The sequence below is a fragment of the Enterobacter sp. ECC_219_Taxon_10 genome (assembly GCF_058354905.1).
Genome location: NZ_CM178005.1, coordinates 2,692,689 through 2,716,155 on the forward strand (window position 1 = coordinate 2,692,689; position 23,467 = coordinate 2,716,155).

A 23,467-nucleotide genomic window follows, 5' to 3' on the forward strand; every position below is an offset into this window, starting at 1 on the left:
TAACCGTCGTTCTCCTCAGGGATACCGGCTAGCGCGTGTCAACCGACGACGAAATTCACGTATCTGGAAGTTAAATTAATGCCTCATTTTTTTATTGAACGTCCAATTTTCGCCTGGGTAGTGGCGCTTTTTATCGTCCTGGCAGGTGTTTTGTCTATCCCCCGGCTGCCGGTTGCGCAGTATCCGGCGGTGGCACCGCCTGGGATCATTATTTCTGTCACCTACCCGGGTGCCAGCCCCGATATTATGAATACTTCAGTGGTGTCGTTAATTGAGCGCGAAATATCTGGCGTCGATAATTTGCTCTACTTCGAATCATCCAGTGACACAACCGGTTCTGCGTCTATTACCGTGACGTTTAAGCCCGGCACGGACATCAAGCTGGCGCAGATGGACCTTCAGAACCAGATCAAAATTGTGGAGCCGCGTTTGCCACAGGCGGTCAGGCAAAATGGTATCAACGTCGAGGCGGCCAATTCCGGATTTTTAATGATGGTGGGATTGAAATCTCCAACCGGTAAATTTGAGGAGGCCGATTTAAGCGATTATTTCGCCCGGCATGTCAGCGACGAACTTCGCCGCGTACCTGGAGTAGGGAAAATTCAGCTTTTTGGTGGCGAAAAAGCGCTACGCATCTGGCTGGACCCAATGAAGCTTCATAGCTACGGACTTTCTGTGAGCGATGTGCTTGCCGCTGTTGGCCAGCAAAATGCCCTGGTTTCACCCGGCAAGACGGGAGATGAACCGGCATCTGAAGGGCAAGGCGTAACGTATCCGATCGCCGTCAAGGGGCAGCTCGCTTCCGTAGAGGCTTTCAGGAATATTACACTGAAATCAGAGGCGTCCGGCGCAAGGCTGAAGCTGTCCGACGTCGCACGCATTGAGTCCGGCCTGCAAAGCTACGCTTTCGGCATCCGCGAAAATGGGGTACCCGCAACGGCTGCGGCAGTCCAGTTATCGCCCGGCGCCAATGCGATGAGTACGGCTGCAGGCGTACGCGCGCGCATCGACGAACTTTCTCAGGTGTTGCCGGAAGGAATGATGTTTACGGTTCCCTTCGATACCGCGCCTTTTGTGAAGCTTTCCATCATGAAGGTGGTGCAGACATTTGTAGAAGCGATGGTCCTGGTCTTCCTCGTGATGCTGCTGTTTCTGCACAAGATACGCTGTACGCTTATCCCGGCGATTGTTGCCCCCGTCGCACTTCTTGGCACCTTCACGGTGATGCTACTGAGTGGATACTCCATCAATATTCTGACCATGTTCGGCATGGTTCTGGCGATAGGGATTATCGTAGATGACGCTATTGTGGTCGTGGAGAACGTTGAGCGTCTGATGGAAGAAAAAAAACGCTCTCCGCGCGACGCGACCCGGGAGGCCATGAATGAAATCACGCCGGCAATTATCGGGATCACGCTGGTGCTTACCGCCGTCTTTATTCCCATGGGTTTCGCCGAAGGATCCGTCGGTATTATTTATCGACAATTTTGTATCTCCATGGCGGTATCGATACTGTTGTCGGCATTTCTTGCCCTCACGTTGACTCCCGCGCTTTGCGCGACGCTACTTAAGCCTCACAGCGCAGAGAAGCACGGTGGTGGCAGGTTCGCGGCAGGGTTTAACGCCCGCTTTCGTACGCTCACGAGGTGGTACGAATCCGGGCTGGGCGCGGTGCTGAGACGAACCGGGCGTATGCTGCTGCTGTACGTTGCGCTTTGCGCTGCGCTGTTTTTGGGGCTTTCTTCGCTGCCCTCGTCCTTTCTGCCGGATGAAGATCAGGGCTATTTTATGTCCTCAATTCAGCTGCCTTCCGATGCCACCATGCAGCGCACCCTGAACGTGGTTAAAAAATTTGAAGAGGAAATTGCGGCCCGGCCGGATATTGAAAGCAACATTATGATCCTGGGGTTTGGTTTTTCAGGATCGGGCCCGAATTCGGCCATGGGCTTCACCACGCTGAAAGACTGGAAAGATCGGCAGGGCTCGACGGCACAAAATGAAGCTGACCATATACAGGCCAGCATGGCGAGCGTCTCTGATGCCGTCACGATGAGCCTGCTCCCGCCGGCCATTTCGGATATGGGCACCTCCTCGGGCTTCACCTGGTACGTGCAGGACAGGGCGGGACTGGGCTACGAGGCGTTAAAGAGTGCGGCCGATGCGCTGGTTGTGAAGGCTAATCAGCGTCCTGAACTGAGTGACGTGTATATAGACGGTCTGCCGGAAGGAACAAGCCTGGCCCTTCACATTGACCGGGAAAAAGCAGAAGCACTGGGCGTTTCATTTGATGAAATCAACCAGACGCTCTCGGTCACCATGGGGTCGAACTACGTTAATGACTACACGAACAATGGCCGCGTTCAGCAGGTCATTATTCAGGCCGATGCCCCTTACCGCATGCAGCCTGAGCAGATCCTGAAATTATCGGTAAAAAACCGTATGGGGCAGATGGTGCCAGTATCTACGTTTGCGACGCTTTCCTGGAACGTTGCGCCGCAGCAGTTGACGCGTTATCAGGGATATTCTGCTATCCGCATTACCGGCAGTGCAGCCCCGGGCACATCCAGCGGTACCGCAATGAAGGCCATGGAGACGTTGTCACGAGATTTACCGCAGGGGATGGCCGGCGAGTGGGCCGGGAGTTCATTGCAGGAGAGAAAATCCGAATCTCAACTCCCGGGTCTGATCGTTCTGTCGATACTGGTCGTGTTCATGGTGCTCGCCGCCCTGTATGAGAGCTGGTCAATTCCCTTTGCGGTGATGCTGGTCGTTCCCCTGGGGCTTATCGGTGCGGTGGCTACCGTTTCCGTTGCGGGCATGACGAATGATGTTTTCTTTAAGGTCGGTCTTATTACCCTGATAGGCCTCTCCGCCAAGAACGCCATTCTGATTGTCGAGTTTGCAAGGCAGCTCCACCGGGAAGGACAATCCCTGCTGGCGGCAACGATACAGGCCGCAAGCCAGCGTCTGCGCCCTATTCTGATGACATCGTTAGCCTTTACGTTAGGAGTGGTGCCACTGATGCTGGCGCGTGGCGCGAGTGACAGCACGCAGCACGCTATCGGCACCGGGGTGTTTGGCGGCATGATTAGCGGCACGCTTCTCGCGATCTTCTTCGTCCCGGTATTCTTTATTGTCGTTGCGCGTTTCGTTGAAGACGCCAGGGACGGATAGCGGATCCTCGCTGGTTGGATGAGGCGAAGCTGCTGCCGGGTGATATACTGGACGAATGCTGAAATTTTGAGCCCCCGCCAGCCCGCGCCTCACCTTTTAGGGCATTCGTCTTCAGAGATCGGCGAGAAATATCGTGACACAAGGGGCCGTGAGTGGGCTATAATTTCGAGCTAATTTCGAATGATTTTGAAATACTGCCTGTAACGCTATGAATTACAAGGCAAAATAAGCAATGAATATAAGGATTAAAGCTATGGGTTTTCTTTCCGGTAAGCGCATTCTGGTGACTGGCGTTGCCAGCAAACTGTCCATCGCATACGGCATCGCACAGGCAATGCATCGCGAAGGCGCTGAGCTGGCGTTCACCTACCAGAACGACAAGCTGAAAGGCCGTGTTGAAGAGTTTGCCGCGCAGCTGGGTTCCAGCATTGTTCTGGAATGTGACGTTGCACAAGACGAAAGCATCGACGGCATGTTTGCTGAACTGGCAAAAGCATGGCCGAAATTCGACGGTTTCGTTCACTCCATTGGCTTCGCTCCTGGCGACCAGCTGGACGGCGACTACGTGAACGCGGTTACCCGTGATGGCTTCAAAATCGCTCACGACATCAGCTCCTACAGCTTTGTAGCGATGGCAAAATCCTGCCGCGCGATGCTGAACCCGGGCGCAGCCCTGCTGACCCTGTCCTACCTGGGCGCTGAACGTGCTATCCCTAACTACAACGTTATGGGTCTGGCGAAAGCGTCTCTGGAAGCCAACGTACGCTACATGGCAAACGCAATGGGTCCAGAAGGCGTGCGTGTTAACGCCATCTCTGCGGGTCCTATCCGTACCCTGGCGGCGTCCGGCATCAAAGATTTCCGTAAAATGCTGGCACACTGCGAAGCGGTTACCCCGATTCGTCGTACCGTTACCATTGAAGATGTGGGTAACTCTGCTGCATTCCTGTGCTCTGATCTTTCCGCTGGTATCTCCGGCGAAGTGGTTCACGTTGACGGCGGCTTCAACATCGCTGCAATGAACGAGCTGGAAATTAAATAAGCTGTGGCTCTCTTCCCGCACGGGAAGAGAGCTTTCCCCCTCCGTACTCCCCCCTTCGTTATTCCGTTCTGCTATTTGTTATCACCTAACAATATTTTTCCCTTTATCTGCCTTACGCCAGGATATTGATCGCCATTTTGAGATCAAGGAACGCACATGGAACAACGCCGTTTTTCCGGCAAAGGCCACTGGTATCACGAAACCCAGTCAAACCACGCGCAGCCGGATGTGCTGCCTCTGGTGCCCGAAGCCGCTAACGTCGACGATCGTTTTTTGCTCGATTTAGCCCTGCCAGATGAGATTGTCGCCGCCTGTACCGGCTGGCTTGCTCCAGCCAGATCCTTATGCCACCAGCTGTTCCCACTCTCACTTCCCGTAAACCGCCTGCGAACGCTCAGCGCCTACGATCGGTTAAGTACCGCGTTGACGGTGGCGCAGGCCTGCGGCGTTCAGCGGCTTTGCAACCATTACGCCGCCCTCCTCGCCCCGCTGCCGGGTCCCGACTCCTCCCGCGAAAGTAACCGACGGCTGGCGCAAATCACCCAGTACGCCCGCCAGCTCGCCAGCTCGCCTGACGTCATTGATGATAAGGCGCGAAACGAGCTTGATGAGGTAGGTCTGTCTATCTATGACATAGTGGTGATTAACCAGATAATCGGCTTTATCGGTTTTCAGGCGCGCGTGGTCGCCGTCTTTCAGGCGCTGCTTGGCCATCCCGTTCGCTGGTTGCCGGGCCATCATATTCAGCCACACAGCCTGCCGGCGTGCTCCGACGCGTGGATAGTGCTTCTGCCCGTTGTCGAGCTTCGCTATGCCAGTGCGCATCAACTTGAGTCCCTCTCCCGCTGGCAGGCAGAGCCCGCGCTTGAGGCGCTGACGCCGGTACTGTGTCATGAACCGACCTTGCTCGACCTGACGGGTGAGATCCTGATAAACAGCCGGGAAACGATTTCGCATCCTCCTCCGGCGCTTACGGCAGCAGCCGAATTGCTGACACGCTCACCGGACCGCTTCAGTGCCGCACAATTTACCCCGCTAACGGAAGAAGAACTTACTGCCGTTCAGGCGATCAACCTGCTGAGCCAATGCGCGCTGGAGGGTTGGCTCAATCGGCTAAAAGTCGCTTCCGGCAAAGCGGAATAACCACACTCTTTACCCAAAGAGCGCTTGCTGTAGCAGTGAGAATCGCGTAAAACTGTCAGCCGCTCAATGGCTACGAAAATAGAACATTATGTTTCAGGACAACCCGCTGCTAGCGCAGCTTAAACAGCAACTGCATTCCCAGACGCCGCGTGCAGAAGGGGTCGTGAAAGCCACGGAAAAGGGCTTTGGCTTCCTTGAAGTTGACGCGCAGAAAAGCTACTTCATTCCGCCACCGCAGATGAAGAAAGTGATGCATGGCGATCGCGTCATGGCCGTCATCCATACCGAGAAAGAACGTGAATCCGCCGAGCCGGAAGAACTGATCGAGCCGTTCCTGACCCGCTTTGTGGGCAAAGTGCAGAGAAAGGACGATCGTCTTTCTGTCGTGCCGGATCACCCCCTGCTGAAAGATGCCATTCCGTGCCGCGCCGCCCGCGGCGTTGAGCATGATTTTAAAGAAGGTGACTGGGCCGTAGCAGAAATGCGCCGTCATCCTCTGAAAGGCGACCGCGGTTTCTATGCTGAACTGACCCAGTTCATCACCTTTGGCGACGACCATTTCGTCCCGTGGTGGGTCACGCTGGCGCGCCATAATCTTGAAAAAGAAGCGCCGAACGGCGTGGCAACCGAGATGCAGGATGAAGGTCTGACGCGCCGCGATCTCACCGCGCTGGAGTTTGTCACCATCGACAGCGCCAGCACCGAAGATATGGACGATGCGCTCTACGCTGAAGAGAGCGCCGATGGCAAACTACATTTGACCGTCGCCATTGCCGATCCCACCGCCTGGATCGTAGAAGGCAGCAAGCTGGACGAAACGGCGAAAATCCGCGCGTTCACGAACTACCTGCCGGGCTTTAACATCCCGATGCTGCCCCGCGAACTGTCTGACGACCTCTGCTCGCTGCGCCCAAATGAGGTGCGTCCGGTTCTTGCCTGCCGCATGACCATTGCCGCCGATGGCGCGATTGAAGACGATATCGAGTTCTTTGCCGCCACCATCGAATCCAAAGCCAAGCTGGCCTACGATAACGTCTCCGACTGGCTGGAAAATACCGGCAACTGGAAACCTGAATCAGACGCCATAGCCGCGCAGCTCCGTCTGCTGCACCGCATCTGTCTGAACCGCGGCGAGTGGCGTAAAACCCACGCGCTGGTGTTCAAAGACCGACCGGATTATCGCTTTGTTCTGGGCGAGAAAGGTGAAGTGCTGGACATCGTGGCCGAACCGCGACGCATTGCAAACCGCATCGTTGAAGAGGCAATGATTTCCGCCAACATCTGTGCCGCACGCGTGCTGCGCGACAGGCTGGGCTTTGGTATTTACAACGTTCACACCGGATTCGATCCGGCCAATACCGAAGCGCTGGCGGCTCTGCTGAAGAATCACGATGTGCATGTTGATCCGGAAGAAGTGCTGACGCTGCCAGGCTTCTGCAAGCTTCGCCGCGAGCTGGACGCTCAGCCGTCCGGTTTCCTGGATAGCCGTATTCGCCGCTTCCAGTCCTTCGCGGAAATCAGCACCGAGCCAGGCCCGCACTTCGGCCTCGGTCTGGAGGCCTACGCCACCTGGACATCCCCAATCCGCAAGTATGGCGATATGGTTAACCACCGCCTGCTGAAAGCGATTATCAAGGGTGAAACCATTGCCCGTCCTCAGGACGACACGACCCTACAGATGGCCGAGCGTCGCCGTCTGAACCGCATGGCGGAACGTGACGTAGGAGACTGGCTTTATGCGCGCTTCCTGCAGGATAAAGCCGGTACCGATACCCGCTTCGCGGCGGAGATCGTTGATATCAGCCGTGGCGGAATGCGCGTACGCCTGGTGGATAACGGTGCGGTAGCCTTTATCCCTGCTCCGTTCCTGCACGCCGTTCGTGACGAACTGATCTGCAGTCAGGAAAGCGGCACCGTGCAAATTAAAGGCGAGACGGTTTACAAAGTCACTGACGTGATTGACGTGACTATCGCTGAAGTTCGCATGGAAACCCGCAGTATTATTGCGCGCCCTGTCGCCTGATAACCTCTGCTAAATTGTCGGTCATTTCCGCTCGGAAAGGCCGACAATTTTTTCTCCCGTCTTTCCCCCCGCAAAAGCATCATTTTTCTTACTTTTTTAGTCCCGGCTCGCCCAAAATGGCCATAATTATCTACAGTAAAAGAGTGCTGTCCTACTCGGTCACGTGAATTTTATACGCTCAGCATTCTTTTCTGCCTGACGCGTTATGTTGTAAGAAAACAGGGAAAAAATACGTTTACTGCGGCTTTGCCGCAATTTTCAACGGAAAAGTCGACGGCAAATGAATAATTTGTGCGCTAATACGTCGCGGCGGGAGAAATCATGATCGACGAACTTGTGCAGAATTTGCTGTTTCGTTACACGGGTACTCACAGCCCGTGGTGGCGATTGTCGGCTGATAGCAACGCTCTGCACCTTGCTGCCAGCGAAAATGCAGACGTCACTCAGGTGGTCACGCTGACCGACGATCAGGCCGCACTGATCCGCCAGCTAACGGTGATTACCTCCAGCCTTTCTATGAACCTTTCTCTTTATGGCGAAGAAGTTCCCGTCCATCTTGTCGGACGAAAAATAACCCGCAACGAGTGGGCCGGCACGGCCTCCGCCTGGAACGATACGCCCTCCGTGGCACGCGATCTGGCTCAGGGGCTCTCCTTTGCAGAACAGGTTGTTTCTGAAGCGAATTCCGTCATTGTTATTCTCGATCAAAACGGCAATATCCAGCGTTTTAACCGCCTGAGCGAAGAGTATACCGGTCTGAAAGAACATGAAGTCATTGGTCAAAACGTGTTTGAACTGTTCATGAGCCGCAGCGAAGCGGCAGCCTCGAAGCGCAACATTGCGGGTATCTTTCGCAACAGCAGCTCCTACGAAGTCGAACGCTGGATCAAAACGCGGAAAGGGCAACGCTTGTTTCTGTTCAGAAATAAATTCGTTCACAGCGGCAGCGGTAAAAATGAAATTTTTCTTATCTGTTCAGGGACCGACATTACCGAAGAACGGCGGGCGCAGGAGCGCCTGCGCGTGTTGGCCAATACTGATACCATCACCGGCTTGCCAAACCGCAACGCGATCCACGAGCTGATTTCAGGCGCCATAGCCAACCGCGGCGATACGCAGGTTGGCGTGGTGTACCTCGACCTGGATAACTTCAAAAAGGTCAACGATGCCTACGGACATATGTTCGGCGATCAGCTGCTGCAGGCGGTTGCACTTGCCCTTCTGAGTTGCCTGGATGAGGGGCAAGTTTTAGCGCGGCTCGGTGGCGATGAGTTTATCGTTATGGCCACCCATACCTCTCAGGGCTCTCTGGAAGCGATGGCGTCGCGCATTTTGACCCGCCTGCGTCAGCCGTTCAGAATCGGTCTGATTGAGGTTTACACCGGTTGCTCCCTGGGAATCGCCCTCGCGCCGCAACACGGGAACGATCGGGAAAGCGTGATTCGCAATGCCGATACCGCTATGTACACCGCCAAGGAAAACGGCCGTGGCAAGTTCTGCGTCTTCTCCCCCGAGATGAACCAGCGCGTGTTTGAGTATCTGTGGCTGGACACCAACCTGCGTAAAGCGCTGGATAACGATCAGCTCCTGATCCACTACCAGCCAAAAATCACCTGGCGCGGAGAGGTCAGAAGCCTTGAAGCGCTGGTCCGCTGGCAGTCGCCCGAGCGCGGGCTGATCCCTCCTCTGGAATTTATCTCTTATGCCGAGGAGTCCGGTTTGATTGTCCCGCTGGGTCGCTGGGTGATGCTTGATGTGGTTCGACAGGTGGCAAAATGGCGAGACAAGGGAATTAACCTGCGCGTGGCGGTGAACGTCTCAGCACGTCAGCTCGCCGACCAGACAATTTTCAGTGAGTTAAAGCAGGCGCTTAAGGATCTGCATTTTGAGTACTGCCCTATCGATGTCGAGTTGACCGAAAGCTGTCTTATCGAAAACGAAGAGCTGGCGCTCTCTGTGATCCAGCAATTCAGCCGGCTCGGGGCACAAATTCATCTGGACGATTTCGGTACCGGCTACTCTTCTCTCTCACAGCTGGCGCGTTTTCCTATTGACGCTATTAAGCTCGATCAGGCTTTTGTCAGAGATATTCATAAGCACTCTGTCTCCCAGTCTCTGGTGCGCGCCATTGTCGCAGTGGCGCAGGCGCTAAATCTGCAGGTGATTGCCGAAGGGGTGGAGAACGCAAAAGAGGACGCCTTTCTGACCAAGAACGGCGTCAACGAACGACAGGGTTTTCTTTTCGCTAAGCCGATGCCCGCTGCCGCATTCGAGCGCTGGCTAAAACGATATCAAGCGCGACAACAGCGTTAAGGCCATAAAGAGGTTCACTTTCGTTTATGTAATTTCGTTATGGCGTTTTTTCCCTTCTCTTTTGACCCTATTTTCTGCATCATTGAAATTATTAACTTTTCGTTCCTGGGGAGAGATTATGTCTACTATTGATCCACAAGCTGTAGCACAACGTATTGATACCGTGCTGGATATCCTGGTGGCGGGTGATTATCACTCTGCGATCCGTAATCTCGAGATCCTGAAGTCTGAACTCCTCGCTCAGGATGGCGCTGACAATGCCCCCGAAAACCGACAGCCTAAAGCGCCGTGGGAAGTTTAATCCCACTGTCCCAGACCTCGTTTCGCTTTATTAATTGGATGCTATGAATTCCCGACAACAACTCATTTTGCAGATGGTCATCGATCAGGGGCGCGTAAGCGTAGTCGAACTCGCGAAAACCACCGGCGTTTCCGAAGTCACCATCCGTCAGGATCTTAATCTGCTGGAAAAACAGAGCTACCTGCGCCGTGCGCATGGCTATGCCGTGCCGCTGGACAGCGACGACGTTGAGACGCGCATGATGAATAACTACGCGCTTAAACGAGAACTGGCAGAATTTGCCGCATCGCTGGTAAACCCAGGCGAGACGGTGTTTATTGAAAACGGCAGCAGCAACGCCCTGCTGGCACGTACGCTCGCCGAACAAAAAGACGTTACCATCATCACCGTCAGCAGCTATATCGCCCATTTGCTCAAAGAGACGCGCTGCGAGGTGATTTTACTGGGCGGCATTTACCAGAAAAAGAGTGAAAGCATGGTAGGCCCGCTGACCCGGCAGTATGTCCAGCAGGTTCATTTCAGTAAGGCGTTTATCGGGATTGACGGCTGGCAGCCGGAGACAGGCTTCACCGGCCGGGATATGATGCGATCTGACGTGGTTAATGCCGTCCTGGAAAAAGAATGTGAAGCCATTGTGTTGACCGACAGTTCCAAATTTGGTGTCGTTCATCCTTACACCATGGGTCCAGCCGCGCGCTTCAGCCGCGTAATTACCGACGAAAGGTTAAGCGACGAACATCGTATTAAACTGGAAGAAGACGGTCTCATTGTCGATATTATTAAAACCTCCGCCTGACTCCTTTTTGCGCCCGTATGCCGGGCGCATATGTCCCCTTCGTCTGAGAGGATTCCTAACCTTCCTTTAAGAGTTTTTACCTGTTTAACCTGCCGTAAAGTCGTAAAATTAATGTTAGCGATATAACAGGAAGTGACTATCACTTGCGTGATTACGTAACGCCTGCGCGACCAGCTTTCACGGGAAAAAGAATTAAGTATTCATTTTGACTATACTTAACGTGTACATCTTTCCGTGAATCGATAATTCAGGAGAAAGTATTATGACCTTAACCAGCAAAAAATTAGCCGCCGCTGTTCTGGCAATCACTGTAGCAATGTCCCTGAGCGCGTGCTCTAACTGGTCTAAACGTGACCGTAACACCGCTATTGGCGCCGGCGCTGGTGCGCTCGGTGGTGCAGTATTAACGGATGGTAGTACGCTGGGTACATTAGGCGGCGCTGCTGTCGGTGGTATTATCGGTCACCAGGTCGGCAAATAATTATTCTATAAGCCTTCCCGTTATGGCGATTTAGCATCGCATTTCAGGTCTGACTAACGCACGTATATAACACGAGCCACGGCATTTGCCGTGGCTTATTTATTTTAACCACCTGCCAGTTTAACTTTCATGCCTTTGGCTTCAAGCAGCGATTTAATTAAATCGCGTTTATCGCCCTGGATTTCGATAATGCCGTCCTTAACGGCACCGCCGCAGCCACATTTCTTTTTCAGTTCGGCTGCCAGCTTGTTCAGTTCCGCATCATCCAGATCAATCCCGGAGATCAGGCAGACCCCCTTTCCTTTTCGTCCGCTGGTCTGACGCTGGATACGGACAATACCGTCACCTTTCGGACGCTCCGCTTTCGTTTTCGGTTCGTCTATGCGCCCGCTCTCCGTTGAGTAGACCAGACGACTGTTGGAATCGGTCATTACGCCCCCTTTTTCAGTGATGCGTTGATAGCCTTAAGCGTCTCTGCCGCGTGGGCAGACTGCGTCACCGGACGCCCGATAACCATGTAATCAACGCCTGCGGCCAACGCCTGCTCAGGCGTCATAATTCGGCGCTGATCGCCCACGTCGCTGCCTGCCGGACGAATACCCGGCGTAACCAGCTTAAATGCGTTGCCCAGCTCTGACTTGAAGCGCACCGCTTCCTGAGCGGAGCAGACGACGCCATCAAGGCCGCAGTTCTGCGTCAGACGCGCCAGGCGTTCAGCGTGCTCGGCTGGTGACAAAGTCACGCCAAGGTCACGCAAATCGCTTTCGTCCATGCTGGTCAGCACGGTGACCGCAATCAGTAATGGCGCATCGTTGCCGAACGGCAGGAGCGCTTCGCGAGCGGCTGTCATCATTCTCGCCCCGCCCGACGCGTGCACGTTGACCATCCACACACCCAGTTCCGCAGCGGCGGCAACGGCGTGCGCCGTGGTGTTCGGGATATCATGGAATTTAAGATCGAGGAAGACATCGAAACCGCGCTGCTGCAGATCGCGGACGATTTGCGGTCCAAACAGCGTGAACATCTCTTTACCAACTTTCAGACGACAATCGCGGGGATCGATACCGTCGACAAAGGCCAGTGCAGCATCGCGCTTATTGTAATCAAGCGCGACAACAACAGGAGAATCCGTAATAACGCGGGAAGTGGAAGAAGTAACAGACGTCATGACCAGCCCTTTTCGTCTATGGGCGCGCAGCGGCGCGGAACAGATAAACGGCCAGCATTCTACCTGCCGCCGCCCTAAATTGACAGAATCCATTTACGTGCCTGCCAGACCGGCAAACCGCACGGTGCTGAGAGAGAGGTAAAACTTTAGTATGTTGTAACTAAAATGAGGGGTTTTAAAAAATTACTGCCCGTCAAGGCCACGAATAGGCTTGATGGTAGACCAGGCACGGCAGGAAGGACAGTGCCAGTAGAGCGTATACGCGGTAAAACCACACTTCTGACAACGGTAACGCGGTTTGCTGCGCACCTGCTCGCCAACCATGTCGCGCAGCACCATCAGGCTCTCTTTGGCGCGCCCTTCTTCCGCATCGTTAAGATGGTAATCCATCAGCTTATGGAATACGCGCATCGTGGGATGACGCTGCAGCTGACGGGTAATATAAACCTGTGCGGTGTCGCTCCCCTCATATTGCTCAACCACGTCTGAGAGCATCAGCTCAGCGGTCGCGCCGGTATTCTCTTCCACGCAACGGCGCAGGAATGCCACCCACTCTTCCTGCTTGTCCAACTGCTGATAGCAGGTTTGCAGCATTTCAAGCGTTTCGCTGACCAGCTCTTTGTCCTGGTCAATAACCCGCAGCAGGCTTTCAACGGCTTTAGCGTAGTCGCCGCTGGCCATAAAAACACGCCCCATCATGATAGAGATACGCGCGCTATTGCGGTCCGCGGCGGCGCCTTTCTTCAGTAACGCCATGGCTTTATCCATGTCGTCGTTGCCCATCTGCTGTAGGGCAAGCTCGCAGTAGAAATGCGCAATTTCAACGCGCTGCTTGTCTTTACCCAGCTTCACCAGACGCTCGGCCGTATCAATGGCTTTCTGCCAGTCGCTGGTGGCCTGGTAAATCTGTAGCAACTGCTGCAGCGCGCCAATGCGGAAATCCGTTTCATCTACCAGCTGAGTGAACATATCTTCAGCGCGATCGTACAGCCCCGCGGCCATATAGTCTCGGCCCAGCTGTTGTACCGCCAGGAGACGCTGTTCGTAAGTCAGGGACGCGCTTTCCATCAGGGTCTGGTGGATACGGATGGCGCGGTCAACCTCGCCGCGAGAGCGGAACAGGTTACCGAGAGTGAGATGGGCTTCTACGGTCCCCGTATCCTCTTTCAGCATATCGAGGAACAGGTCTACCGCTTTGTCCTGCTGATTGCTCAGGAGGAAGTTCACCCCCGCAACGTAGTCGCGGGAGAGTCGGTTAGCCTCATCCTGTTTTGTTTGTTGCGCACTTCTGCGGCCCATATACCAGCCATAGGCTGCGGCTACAGGCAAAAGCAGAAACAACAACTCCAGCATAGTCGATTATTCCTTCACGACCGGCACACCTGAGCTTTCCGGAATGTCGGACGCAGGCGCAATATTATGCTCAAGTCGTTTAATTTTACGTTCAGCGCGCGCAAGAGAAACACGAACCTTCAACCAAAACAGGCCGCAAACCAGCCAGCCTATGGCAAAGCCTGCAGCAAACAGGACCGCCAGCAGACTTGATACGCGATACTCGCCCTGCGCAAGCAGATAGTTAAACGTCACCTGCTGATCGTTTTGTGCACCCAATGTGACTGAAATGACAAAAATCGCCAATACCAGTAAGAAAATGAGTAAATATTTCACATTACTTCCCGTTATGTGGTTCAAGCGAATAAAGTGTGTTCAACCCACCGCAATCAGCCTTATAAACTACCATTTTAGCGACGGGCGCGAAACGGAAAAAGTAACGCGCACGTCATGGATTTATGGGCGAAATGCACAATATCAACCGTCAGGCGTCGCTTTGTTCCCTTTCGGCGATCTCTTCTTTCTCTTCAGGCGGTGGCGTGAGCGGGCCGCAGAACCGTTCTGCAAGCCAGGTTGCCAGCGTTACCAGCATCCAGGAGATCAGCGTAGCAACCACCAGATCCCGCGGCCAGTGCATCCCCAGCAGCAAGCGGCTGCCCATAACCCCTGTCGCCCAAACCAGTAAAATCGCGATGGTCATCGTGCGACGTCGAGGCCAAAGCAGCCCAACGCCCAGCAACGCCCAGCTGGCCGCAAACATCGTATGGCCGGAAGGAAACGCGAAACCCGTCTCTTTTTGCCAGTGCTTACGCAGGAATTTGGGAATATCTTCCTGTTCCGCAAGCTGTTCTTTCACCAGCGCACCGCGATCTTTACGCTTTAAATTGTAGAACTCATCCACCGGAACATGGTGTGCTTTTTCCAGCCAGACGACAAAAGGTCTTGGCTCCTGAACATGATCCTTTACCCAGGACTTCACACCCTGTCCAATAACGATCGCGCCGCCGAGGATAGCAAAGAGCATTAGCGCCGCGCGCAATCGAAAGCGCAAGCACCACAAGAACCAGCCGCAAAGGATGACGTGGGTAATAATTCCCCACGGTTGCGTGACCGTTTCCGTTACCCAGTATAACGTTTTCAGCCACGTGGCATTCTGCCCCGGCTGCCACATCCAGCCGGAGACCCACACGGCCAAAGGCATAATCAGTAAAATGGCCGCGCCTGCTGCCGTACGTCTGGCGATTGAAAGCATGTCTTCTCCTTTTTCGCTAAGCCTCACAATCATAACTGAAATTCATTCGATGGGTGGATATGTCGGATCGTGCGTTTAACGTTCATATAGCATGGTGCCCATTAGGCGAACGTGCTGAGCTTGTGGCAAAATGAACAAATACAGAAAGCAAAACAGGCGTAAGGCACGAAACGTGTCAGCCTACTCTGGAGAATCACATGCAGCTTAAACGTGTGGCAGAAGCCAAACTGCCAACCCCATGGGGCGATTTCCTGATGGTGGGGTTTGAAGAACTGGCAACCGGACAGGATCATGTCGCGCTGGTCTACGGCGACATTTCAGGGCAGACGCCGGTACTGTCCCGCGTCCATTCGGAGTGTCTGACCGGCGACGCGTTGTTCAGCCTGCGCTGTGATTGCGGTTTCCAGCTCGAAGCAGCCCTTACCCATATCGCCGAAGAAGGCCGCGGCGTGCTGCTCTATCACCGTCAGGAAGGTCGTAACATTGGTCTGCTGAATAAAATCCGCGCTTATGCACTGCAGGACCAGGGTTACGATACGGTGGAAGCCAACCACCAGCTCGGTTTTGCCGCCGATGAACGCGACTTCACGCTGTGCGCCGATATGTTCAAGCTGCTGGGCGTGGACGAGGTTCGCCTGCTAACCAATAACCCGAAAAAAGTTGAGATCCTCACCGAAGCGGGGATCAACATCGTCGAGCGCGTGCCGCTGATTGTCGGCCGCAACCCGAAAAACGCCCACTATCTCGATACCAAAGCGGCCAAAATGGGCCATCTGCTGAAAGAGTGAGAGTAAAAAGCCCGGCACAAATGCCGGGCTTTTTTTATCAATCCAGCATCTTACGGATCACATAATGTAAAATGCCGTCGTTCTGGTAGTAGGTCAGTTCGGTTGCGGTATCAATACGACAGCGGCATTCCAGTACCTCTGTTTTCCCGTCTGCCCGCGTTAATTTCACCGGCACCGTTTTGCCCGGCTGCAGGTTTTGCAGGCCGCTAATATCAATCTGCTCTTCCCCGGTCAGGCCCAGCGTTTTGCGCGTGACGCCCTGCGGGAACTCAAGCGGCAGGATCCCCATGCCAATTAGATTCGAGCGGTGAATACGTTCAAATGACTCGGCAATGACCACGCGAACGCCAAGCAGACGTGGACCTTTCGCCGCCCAGTCACGGCTGGAGCCGGAACCATACTCTTTCCCGGCGATAACCGCCAGCGGCGTACCTTCCTGCTGATATTTGACGGCTGCGTCATAAATCGACACGACTTCAGTCCCCGGCAGATGGCGCGTCATCCCCCCTTCCACACCCGGAACCATTTCGTTACGAATGCGGATGTTGGCAAAGGTTCCGCGCATCATCACTTCATGGTTACCGCGGCGCGAGCCGTAGGAGTTAAAATCGCGGCGCTCCACTCCCCGGCTTTGCAGATAACGGCCTGCCGGGCTGTCGGCTTTGATACTCCCCGCCGGAGAGATGTGGTCAGTGGTGACGGAGTCCCCCAGCATCGCCAGTATGCGCGCGCCATGGATATCCTTAAGCGGTGCAGGCTCGGCCAGCATCTCATCAAAGAACGGCGACAGACGAATATAGGTAGAGTCGTCCTGCCAGTCATAGGTGTCCGAGCCCACAACGTTGATGGCTTTCCATTCCGGCGTACCTTCAAACACTTCCGCATACTCTTTGCGGAACATCTCGGTAGAAACCTTTTCAACGGCCATCGCAATTTCACGCGATGACGGCCAGATATCTTTCAGGTAGACAGGCTCATTCTTGCGGTCGTGACCAATGGGATCGGTCGCCAGGTTAATATTCATGTTCCCGGCCAGCGCGTAGGCCACCACCAGCGGCGGCGAAGCGAGCCAGTTGGTTTTCACCAGCGGGTGAATACGCCCTTCAAAGTTACGGTTACCGGAAAGGACTGCGCCAACCGTCAGATCGCCCTGCCTGATTGCCGTTTCAATAGGTTCAGGAAGCGGGCCGGAGTTACCAATACAGGTGGTACAACCGTAGCCCACGAGGTTAAAGCCCAGCTCGTCAAGATACGGCGTTAGCCTGGCCTGTGCCAGGTAATCCGAAACCACTTTCGAGCCCGGTGCCAGCGAGGCCTTGACCCACGGCTGGGGTTTCAGCCCCAGCTCAACCGCTTTTTTAGCCAGCAGACCGGCCGCCATCAACACGCTGGGGTTCGAGGTGTTGGTACAGGAGGTAATAGCGGCAATGACAACCGCGCCGTCCGGGAGCTGATACTGATGTCCGTTCAGAACATAGTCGATTGGGCGATGGTCCTTCTTCGCCACGTTGACTTCCAGCTCATTGCTGGCGGCAAACGCTTTTGGCACGTCGCTTAACGCCACGCGATCCTGGGGACGCTTCGGACCGGCGAGGCTCGCCTCAACGCTTCCCATGTCGAGCGCGAGCGTGCTGGTAAATACCGGCTCATCGCCCGGATTACGCCACATGCCCTGCGCTTTGGTATACGCCTCCACCAGCGCCACCTGCTCTTCGCTGCGACCGCTCAGGCGCATGTACTCCAGCGTGACGTCATCAATGGGGAAAAAGCCGCAGGTTGCGCCATATTCTGGCGCCATATTGGCAATGGTCGCACGGTCAGCCAGCGGCAGCGAATCCAGCCCGTCACCGTAAAATTCAACAAATTTGCCCACTACGCCATGCTTACGCAGCATCTGGGTAACGGTGAGCACCAGATCGGTGGCGGTAATGCCCTCAGACAGCTTCCCGGTGAGCTTAAAGCCCACAACATCAGGGATAAGCATGGAGACCGGCTGACCAAGCATGGCGGCTTCCGCTTCGATACCGCCGACACCCCAGCCCAGCACACCGAGGCCGTTAATCATAGTGGTATGGGAATCTGTGCCCACCAGCGTGTCCGGATAAGCCACCCACTCTTTGTCCTGCAATTCACTCCAGACGGCTTTACCGAGATATTCAAGGTTAACCTGGTGACAGATACCGGTGCCGGGTGGAACTACGCTAAAGCGGCTGAACGCCTGCTGGCCCCACTTCAGGAAGACATAACGCTCGTGGTTACGCTCCATCTCAAGACGCACATTCTCGCCAAAGGCATCGTCATCACCGAAGTGGTCAACGGTTACGGAGTGGTCAATCACGAGGTCGACGGGGGAAAGCGGGTTCACTTTAGCCGTGTCGCCACCGAGGCGTTTAACCGCCTCACGCATGGCGGCGAGATCCACCACGGCAGGCACGCCGGTGAAGTCCTGCATCAGGACCCTTGCCGGGCGGTAGGCAATTTCTCTGTCGGCATGGGCATTCTTAAGCCACCCCGCCAGCGCCTGAATATCGTCGAGAGTGACGGAATCACCGTCCTGCCAGCGCAATAGGTTTTCCAGCAAAACTTTCAATGACTTGGGTAAACGCGAAATGTCCCCAAGCGTTCTGGCAGCCAGCGGCAGGCTATAGTAGTGCCAGGTTTTATTTTCTGCCTGTAATGTGTCCTTACTGGCTTCGCGTAGGGTTAACGACATAAGCTCCTCCTTAATTACAGAGATGTCCTGACAATCATCAGGGCCGTAATTAAAGATAACACAAAGATGTCGTAACGTTTTGATAACAACCCGAATTGATAAATTTAGGAATGGTCCAGAGGAGGGCAAAACAAAAAACCCCGCCGCAGCGAGGTTTTATCATTTAGTGGATGGCCAGCCAGATGAGCTGACTCCAGAACAGAATCGACAGGGTAAAAACGCCGATCCATGACCAGTATTTTTGAGACATCATGTTATTCATCATAGGGACACCAGGCATTATTTATTAAACATTCCGAGGCAGGTCCTCGTGCTATATTGCTGATGTGTATTTATTAAAGAGTACAAAGGTGCACAATCATTATTCAGACTAGCTGCATCATTACGCAATAAACTAAATTATTGTTTTTTGGGTTCGTCTTCCGCGAACACATCAATAAAAGCCTGCTGCTGCGGCGTCAGTTTCCAGGACGCTGGCACAGCTGTCGCAGGAGCTTTGCGTCCTTTGTGAACAGTGTCATGATGCTGACACATCCGTTTTGCCGTTTCTGTACGTACCGTCACTGCCATATTCAACCCCAATATTTCCAGGCCAGGAGAGCAACCATCACCCAGAACAGGGCGGAAACGAGAAAGACCGCCAGCCAGGCTTTACGCTTGAGCGCAGGATCCCTTTGCGGTTCTTCACTTCCTGAAGGCATTGCTAACCTCATACAATCGATATCGCTTATCATTTAGGACCAAACAATTGGTACAATTAATCATCTGTTGAGATAAATCCTAAAGAAACTTTAGCCGAAAAGCCAGTGAATTTACGCATCAGGAGGCATGAAATATTCAATCTTTTGACCAGAAATAAATATTTGAAAAGAAAAATTTGCGTAGCCGTTAATTAGTTTCTATTTTTGTCGCCAATTCACGACATTAAAACCACACAAATTAAAAGGATAATGGCAATATATGGCAGGGAAAGTGCAGATGATGATAATTCTAATTTAGCTTTAAGCCGATATTTCGGTATCTTTCCCTCAGGGAAAGATACCGGGTGTGATTATTTTTCGGGGAGTTTGATATCTTTAAACATCTCTTCAATATCTTCATTTGAGCGTAATGCCACGGCGGTATCGACCACGTCACGCGTTAAATGCGGGGCAAAGCGCTGAATAAAATCATACATATAGCTTCGCAGGAAGGTACTACGACGGAAGCCAATTTTTGTCGTGCTATGGCTGAAAATATCATGCGCATCAAGACGCACCAGGTCGGGGTCTGATACCGGGTCGACCGCCATGCTGGCGATTACCCCTACCCCCAGGCCAAGCCGTACATAGGTCTTAATCACGTCAGCATCGGTTGCGGTAAAGACAATCCGCGGCGTTAACCCGGCCCGGTTGAAGGCGGTATCAAGCTCAGAACGTCCGGTGAAGCCAAACGTGTAGGTGACTAAAGGATATTGCGCCAGCTCTTCGATTGTCACCGACCCTTTGCCCGCCAGCGGGTGATCGGGAGTCACCACAATGGAGCGGTTCCAGTGATAGCACGGAAGCATGACCAGATCGTCATACAAATGAAGTGCTTCCGTCGCGATGGCAAAATCTGCATTGCCCTTCGACACCGCCTCAGCAATTTGCGTCGGCGAACCCTGGTGCATATGCAGAGAGACGCGCGGATAGCGCTCGATAAAGCCCTTAATAACACCTGGTAACGCATAGCGCGCCTGGGTGTGCGTCGTGGCAATATACAGCGAGCCTTTATCCGGCCAGGTATGTTCCCCCGCCACAGACTTAATCGCATCGACTTTGGAGAGGACTTCCCGCGCAATACGGATGATTTCCTGCCCTGCTGGCGTCACCTGGGTAAGGTGCTTACCGCTGCGGGCGAAAATCTGAATACCTAATTCGTCCTCCAGCATGCGAACCTGCTTGCTGATGCCCGGTTGCGAGGTATAGAGCCCCTCGGCGGTAGAAGAGACATTAAGGTTGTGATTCACCACCTCAACGATATAACGAAGCTGCTGTAATTTCATGCCAGACCATCCGATTTAGCGCACGCGGTCAATCGCTTAAGACGATTTGATAATAAGAAAAGGGTTAACTATAACCACTATATCATTTATAGCCCGACTGTATAGTACGGAACAAAAAATAATAATAAGGTAATAAAAAAGGGCCGGATGTCCGGCCCTTTTACAGGTAAGTTACGGTTAAGGAAGATTATTTCTTGCCTTCAACCCATTTACCATCGACATAGAAGGCGGACCATCCGGTCGCTTTGCCCTCTTTCTCTGCCGCCACGTACTGCTGCTTCGTTTTACGGCTAAAACGGACCACCGTCTTATTGCCTTCAGGATCCTGCTGTGGCGCATCGGCCAGATAACGCAGTTTTTCAGGCAGGCGATCGCGGAAGCGATACAGCTCTTCCACCAGCGGCGCGCGCGTTTCACGCGATTTCGGGAAGGTGTTCGCGGCCAGGAAGACTCCTGCAGCGCCATCACGCAGCACGAAGTACGCGTCGGATTTCTCACACGGCAGTTCTGGCAGCGGAACCGGATCTTCCTTCGGCGGAGCCACTTCACCGTTACGCAGTATCTTACGCGTGTTCTTACACTCGTCGTTGGTGCACGCCATGTACTTACCGAAACGCCCCATTTTCAGGTGCATTTCAGAGCCACACTTCTCGCACTCCACGATCGGGCCGTCATAGCCTTTAATGCGGAACTCGCCCTCTTCGATCTCATACCCGTCACAGGTTGGGTTATTACCGCAAACGTGCAGTTTGCGTTTAGGATCGATCAGGTAGCTGTCCATCGCCGTGCCGCATTTTTTGCAGCGGCGCTTGGCGCGCAGGGCGTTAGTCTCCGCATCATCACCCTCCAGCACGTTGAGAACTTCGTTCTCCGGCACCAGGTTGATGGTGGTTTTGCAGCGCTCTTTTGGCGGCAGCGCGTAGCCTGAACAGCCCAGGAAGACGCCTGTTGTCGCGGTACGGATACCCATCTTACGGCCACAGGTCGGGCAGTCGATGCTGGTAAGAACCATCTGGTTAGGCAGCATGCCGCCCTCTTCAGGATCTTTCTCCGCTTTCTCAAGCTGGTTGGTAAAGTCGCTGAAGAAACTGTCGAGAACCTTCTTCCACTCAGCCTTGTGGCTGGCCACCTCGTCGAGGCTGTCTTCCATCTGCGCGGTGAAGTCATAGTTCATCAACTCGCGGAAGTTAGCTTCCAGACGGTCAGTGACAATCTCCCCCATTTTTTCGGCATAGAAACGGCGGTTTTCTACGCGAACGTAACCGCGGTCCTGGATGGTCGAGATGATTGACGCGTAGGTTGACGGACGGCCAATTCCGCGTTTTTCCAGCTCTTTAACCAGCGACGCTTCACTAAAGCGCGCAGGCGGCTTGGTGAAGTGCTGGGCCGGAACCAGATCGACAAGCGACAACTCGTCGCCTTTGTTTACCGCAGGCAGCGTACGGTCTTCATCACCTTTACGCTGCGCAGGCATCACTTTCGTCCAGCCGTCGAAGCGCAGGATACGGCCGCGCGCTTTCAGACGGAAATCGCCCGCGCCAACGGTCAGCGTAGTGGAGTCGTACTTCGCCGGCGTCATCTGACACGCGACGAACTGACGCCAGATCAACTGATACAGCTTCTGGGCGTCGGCTTCCATATCTTTCAGCGACTCAGCAAGCACAGAGACATCAGAAGGGCGAATCGCTTCGTGCGCTTCCTGAGAGTTCTCTTTGCTGGCGAACTGGTTGGCGCTCTCCGGCAGGTATTTTTTACCAAAGTTGTCGCTGATATAGCCGCGCACCATGTTCACCGCGTCCTGGCTCAGGTTCGTTGAGTCAGTACGCATGTAGGTGATGTAACCCGCTTCATACAAACGCTGGGCCATCATCATGGTTTTCTTCACGCCGTAACCCAGACGGGTGCTCGCCGCCTGTTGCAGTGTGGACGTGATAAACGGCGCGCCAGGCTTGCTGCTGGTCGGCTTATCTTCGCGTTCCAGCACCTGATATCGCGCTTTTTCCAGCAGCGCAACGGCGGCCATGGTCTGGTCGCGGTTTTCAGGGCGGAAAGGCTTATCGTTGTGATGGCTGACCTGCAGCGGCAGCGCGTCACCGCCCGGGGTGGTGACGTTGGCGTCAACTTCCCAGAACTCTTCCGGCACGAAAGCTTTAATTTCGCGTTCACGCTCAACGACAAGACGCACGGCTACCGACTGCACGCGTCCCGCAGACAGGCCGCGGGCAATCTTTTTCCACAACAGTGGAGAAACCATGTAACCCACAACGCGGTCCATAAAGCGACGCGCCTGCTGGGCGTTTACACGGTCGATATTCAGCTCGCCCGGCTTCTCAAACGCCTGACGAATCGCATTCTTTGTAATTTCGTTAAACACTACACGGCTGTAGCGTTTGTCATCTCCCCCGATCACTTCCCGCAGGTGCCACGCAATGGCTTCCCCTTCGCGGTCAAGGTCGGTTGCGAGATAGATGTGGTCTGCTTTTTCAGCAAGCTGCTTCAGCTCGTTAACGACTTTTTCTTTCCCGGGCAGCACTTCATATTGTGCATCCCAGTTGTGCCATGGGTTAACACCCATGCGGTTGACAAGCGCGCTACGTTCATCCTTTTTAGGCTTTTTAGCCCCTTTGGTGGAGGTAGAGTCTGCGCTCTTTTTGCTGGCTGAGCCACTGGTCGGCAAATCGCGGATGTGACCAACGCTGGACTTAACCACGTAGTCATTACCCAGATACTTATTGATCGTTTTGGCTTTTGCCGGGGACTCAACGATGACGAGAGCTTTACCCATATTCACCTTTACCTAATTTAATTCTTCCAGGAATACGCCGCACGTTGATTTCCCTTCCGCTGACGACGAGCCAATGATATTGCGACTGCGTCAGGGGATATCAACCCCTATGTCTTACCGAACGTCAGAA

General features: G+C 54.0%; 20 protein-coding genes. 9 read left to right on the top strand and 11 right to left on the bottom strand.

Features of this window, described 5'->3' with window-relative positions:
* Positions 1-78 precede the first annotated feature (78 nt).
* The 8 genes from AC4ICF_RS12870 to osmB all read left to right on the top strand — a co-directional run bounded on the left by AC4ICF_RS12870 (position 79) and on the right by osmB (position 11,273).
* Complete coding sequence (locus tag AC4ICF_RS12870; protein ID WP_439209811.1) at positions 79-3,174, top strand: multidrug efflux RND transporter permease subunit; 3,096 nt, start codon at positions 79-81, stop codon at positions 3,172-3,174.
* A 253-nt stretch (positions 3,175-3,427) separates the two neighbouring features.
* Complete coding sequence (fabI, locus tag AC4ICF_RS12875) at positions 3,428-4,216, top strand: enoyl-ACP reductase FabI (RefSeq protein ID WP_003856831.1); 789 nt, start codon at positions 3,428-3,430, stop codon at positions 4,214-4,216.
* A 156-nt stretch (positions 4,217-4,372) separates the two neighbouring features.
* On the top strand, positions 4,373-5,359 hold the full coding sequence (locus AC4ICF_RS12880) for a CMD domain-containing protein (protein ID WP_316379283.1): 987 nt from the start codon (positions 4,373-4,375) through the stop codon (positions 5,357-5,359).
* 88 nt (positions 5,360-5,447) lie between these two features.
* Entirely contained in the window at positions 5,448-7,382 is a 1,935-nt protein-coding gene (locus tag AC4ICF_RS12885) for an exoribonuclease II (protein ID WP_316379284.1), read from the top strand.
* Positions 7,383-7,703: 321 nt separating this feature from the next.
* On the top strand, positions 7,704-9,695 hold the full coding sequence (gene pdeR / locus AC4ICF_RS12890; RefSeq protein ID WP_116339503.1) for a cyclic di-GMP phosphodiesterase: 1,992 nt from the start codon (positions 7,704-7,706) through the stop codon (positions 9,693-9,695).
* A 118-nt stretch (positions 9,696-9,813) separates the two neighbouring features.
* Positions 9,814-9,996, top strand: a complete 183-nt coding sequence (locus AC4ICF_RS12895) for a YciZ family protein (RefSeq protein ID WP_041909652.1) — start codon at positions 9,814-9,816, stop codon at positions 9,994-9,996.
* A gap of 43 nt (positions 9,997-10,039) precedes the next feature.
* Positions 10,040-10,792 carry a DNA-binding transcriptional regulator YciT gene (yciT, locus tag AC4ICF_RS12900; RefSeq protein ID WP_316379285.1) on the top strand — a complete coding sequence of 251 codons (753 nt, stop codon included), beginning with the start codon at positions 10,040-10,042 and terminating at the stop codon, positions 10,790-10,792.
* A 262-nt stretch (positions 10,793-11,054) separates the two neighbouring features.
* Positions 11,055-11,273 carry an osmotically-inducible lipoprotein OsmB gene (gene osmB / locus AC4ICF_RS12905; protein WP_008501216.1) on the top strand — a complete coding sequence of 73 codons (219 nt, stop codon included), beginning with the start codon at positions 11,055-11,057 and terminating at the stop codon, positions 11,271-11,273.
* Between the two features lie 104 nt (positions 11,274-11,377).
* On the opposite strand, the gene yciH is transcribed toward osmB, so the two are convergent.
* The 5 genes from yciH to pgpB form a co-directional block, all read right to left on the bottom strand.
* Positions 11,378-11,704 carry a stress response translation initiation inhibitor YciH gene (gene yciH, locus AC4ICF_RS12910; protein WP_045630534.1) on the bottom strand — a complete coding sequence of 109 codons (327 nt, stop codon included), beginning with the start codon at positions 11,702-11,704 and terminating at the stop codon, positions 11,378-11,380.
* Positions 11,704-12,441, bottom strand: a complete 738-nt coding sequence (gene pyrF, locus AC4ICF_RS12915; RefSeq protein ID WP_316379313.1) for an orotidine-5'-phosphate decarboxylase — start codon at positions 12,439-12,441, stop codon at positions 11,704-11,706. Before pyrF ends, yciH begins: the two co-directional genes overlap by 1 nt.
* A 183-nt stretch (positions 12,442-12,624) precedes the next feature.
* The gene (lapB, locus tag AC4ICF_RS12920; RefSeq protein ID WP_151413139.1) at positions 12,625-13,794 is read right to left on the bottom strand and encodes a lipopolysaccharide assembly protein LapB; all 1,170 of its coding nucleotides are present in this window, start codon (positions 13,792-13,794) and stop codon (positions 12,625-12,627) included.
* A 6-nt stretch (positions 13,795-13,800) separates the two neighbouring features.
* Entirely contained in the window at positions 13,801-14,109 is a 309-nt protein-coding gene (locus AC4ICF_RS12925) for a LapA family protein (RefSeq protein ID WP_014884085.1), read from the bottom strand.
* Positions 14,110-14,257: 148 nt separating this feature from the next.
* Positions 14,258-15,025: a phosphatidylglycerophosphatase B gene (gene pgpB / locus AC4ICF_RS12930; protein WP_116339495.1), complete on the bottom strand. Its 768-nt coding sequence runs from the start codon at positions 15,023-15,025 to the stop codon at positions 14,258-14,260.
* A gap of 197 nt (positions 15,026-15,222) precedes the next feature.
* Here pgpB and ribA point away from each other — a divergent pair, with 197 nt between their 5' ends.
* Positions 15,223-15,813, top strand: a complete 591-nt coding sequence (gene ribA / locus AC4ICF_RS12935) for a GTP cyclohydrolase II (RefSeq protein WP_028013401.1) — start codon at positions 15,223-15,225, stop codon at positions 15,811-15,813.
* Between the two features lie 37 nt (positions 15,814-15,850).
* On the opposite strand, the gene acnA is transcribed toward ribA, so the two are convergent.
* The 6 genes from acnA to topA form a co-directional block, all read right to left on the bottom strand.
* Positions 15,851-18,526, bottom strand: coding sequence for an aconitate hydratase AcnA (gene acnA, locus AC4ICF_RS12940; protein ID WP_116339493.1), 2,676 nt, complete (start codon positions 18,524-18,526; stop codon positions 15,851-15,853).
* 163 nt (positions 18,527-18,689) lie between these two features.
* The gene (gene ymiC, locus AC4ICF_RS12945; RefSeq protein WP_226857662.1) at positions 18,690-18,788 is read right to left on the bottom strand and encodes a small membrane protein YmiC; all 99 of its coding nucleotides are present in this window, start codon (positions 18,786-18,788) and stop codon (positions 18,690-18,692) included.
* A gap of 137 nt (positions 18,789-18,925) precedes the next feature.
* A complete protein-coding gene (locus tag AC4ICF_RS12950; protein ID WP_032644881.1) occupies positions 18,926-19,096 on the bottom strand; it encodes a YciX family protein in 171 nt (56 codons plus the stop codon).
* Positions 19,097-19,098: 2 nt separating this feature from the next.
* On the bottom strand, positions 19,099-19,239 hold the full coding sequence (locus AC4ICF_RS12955; RefSeq protein WP_213743510.1) for a YmiA family putative membrane protein: 141 nt from the start codon (positions 19,237-19,239) through the stop codon (positions 19,099-19,101).
* A gap of 338 nt (positions 19,240-19,577) precedes the next feature.
* Positions 19,578-20,552, bottom strand: coding sequence for an HTH-type transcriptional regulator CysB (gene cysB, locus AC4ICF_RS12960; RefSeq protein WP_061097998.1), 975 nt, complete (start codon positions 20,550-20,552; stop codon positions 19,578-19,580).
* Between the two features lie 187 nt (positions 20,553-20,739).
* On the bottom strand, positions 20,740-23,337 hold the full coding sequence (gene topA, locus AC4ICF_RS12965; protein ID WP_316379286.1) for a type I DNA topoisomerase: 2,598 nt from the start codon (positions 23,335-23,337) through the stop codon (positions 20,740-20,742).
* Positions 23,338-23,467 lie beyond the last annotated feature (130 nt).

Coding starts and splice junctions, on each gene's coding strand:
- AC4ICF_RS12870 (WP_439209811.1), top strand. CDS start 79: ATGCCTCATTTTTTTATTGAACGTCCAATTTTCGCCTGGGTAGTGGCG.
- fabI (WP_003856831.1), top strand. CDS start 3,428: ATGGGTTTTCTTTCCGGTAAGCGCATTCTGGTGACTGGCGTTGCCAGC.
- AC4ICF_RS12880 (WP_316379283.1), top strand. CDS start 4,373: ATGGAACAACGCCGTTTTTCCGGCAAAGGCCACTGGTATCACGAAACC.
- AC4ICF_RS12885 (WP_316379284.1), top strand. CDS start 5,448: ATGTTTCAGGACAACCCGCTGCTAGCGCAGCTTAAACAGCAACTGCAT.
- pdeR (WP_116339503.1), top strand. CDS start 7,704: ATGATCGACGAACTTGTGCAGAATTTGCTGTTTCGTTACACGGGTACT.
- AC4ICF_RS12895 (WP_041909652.1), top strand. CDS start 9,814: ATGTCTACTATTGATCCACAAGCTGTAGCACAACGTATTGATACCGTG.
- yciT (WP_316379285.1), top strand. CDS start 10,040: ATGAATTCCCGACAACAACTCATTTTGCAGATGGTCATCGATCAGGGG.
- osmB (WP_008501216.1), top strand. CDS start 11,055: ATGACCTTAACCAGCAAAAAATTAGCCGCCGCTGTTCTGGCAATCACT.
- yciH (WP_045630534.1), bottom strand. CDS start 11,704: ATGACCGATTCCAACAGTCGTCTGGTCTACTCAACGGAGAGCGGGCGC.
- pyrF (WP_316379313.1), bottom strand. CDS start 12,441: ATGACGTCTGTTACTTCTTCCACTTCCCGCGTTATTACGGATTCTCCT.
- lapB (WP_151413139.1), bottom strand. CDS start 13,794: ATGCTGGAGTTGTTGTTTCTGCTTTTGCCTGTAGCCGCAGCCTATGGC.
- pgpB (WP_116339495.1), bottom strand. CDS start 15,025: ATGCTTTCAATCGCCAGACGTACGGCAGCAGGCGCGGCCATTTTACTG.
- ribA (WP_028013401.1), top strand. CDS start 15,223: ATGCAGCTTAAACGTGTGGCAGAAGCCAAACTGCCAACCCCATGGGGC.
- acnA (WP_116339493.1), bottom strand. CDS start 18,526: ATGTCGTTAACCCTACGCGAAGCCAGTAAGGACACATTACAGGCAGAA.
- ymiC (WP_226857662.1), bottom strand. CDS start 18,788: ATGAATAACATGATGTCTCAAAAATACTGGTCATGGATCGGCGTTTTT.
- AC4ICF_RS12950 (WP_032644881.1), bottom strand. CDS start 19,096: ATGGCAGTGACGGTACGTACAGAAACGGCAAAACGGATGTGTCAGCAT.
- AC4ICF_RS12955 (WP_213743510.1), bottom strand. CDS start 19,239: ATGAGGTTAGCAATGCCTTCAGGAAGTGAAGAACCGCAAAGGGATCCT.
- cysB (WP_061097998.1), bottom strand. CDS start 20,552: ATGAAATTACAGCAGCTTCGTTATATCGTTGAGGTGGTGAATCACAAC.
- topA (WP_316379286.1), bottom strand. CDS start 23,337: ATGGGTAAAGCTCTCGTCATCGTTGAGTCCCCGGCAAAAGCCAAAACG.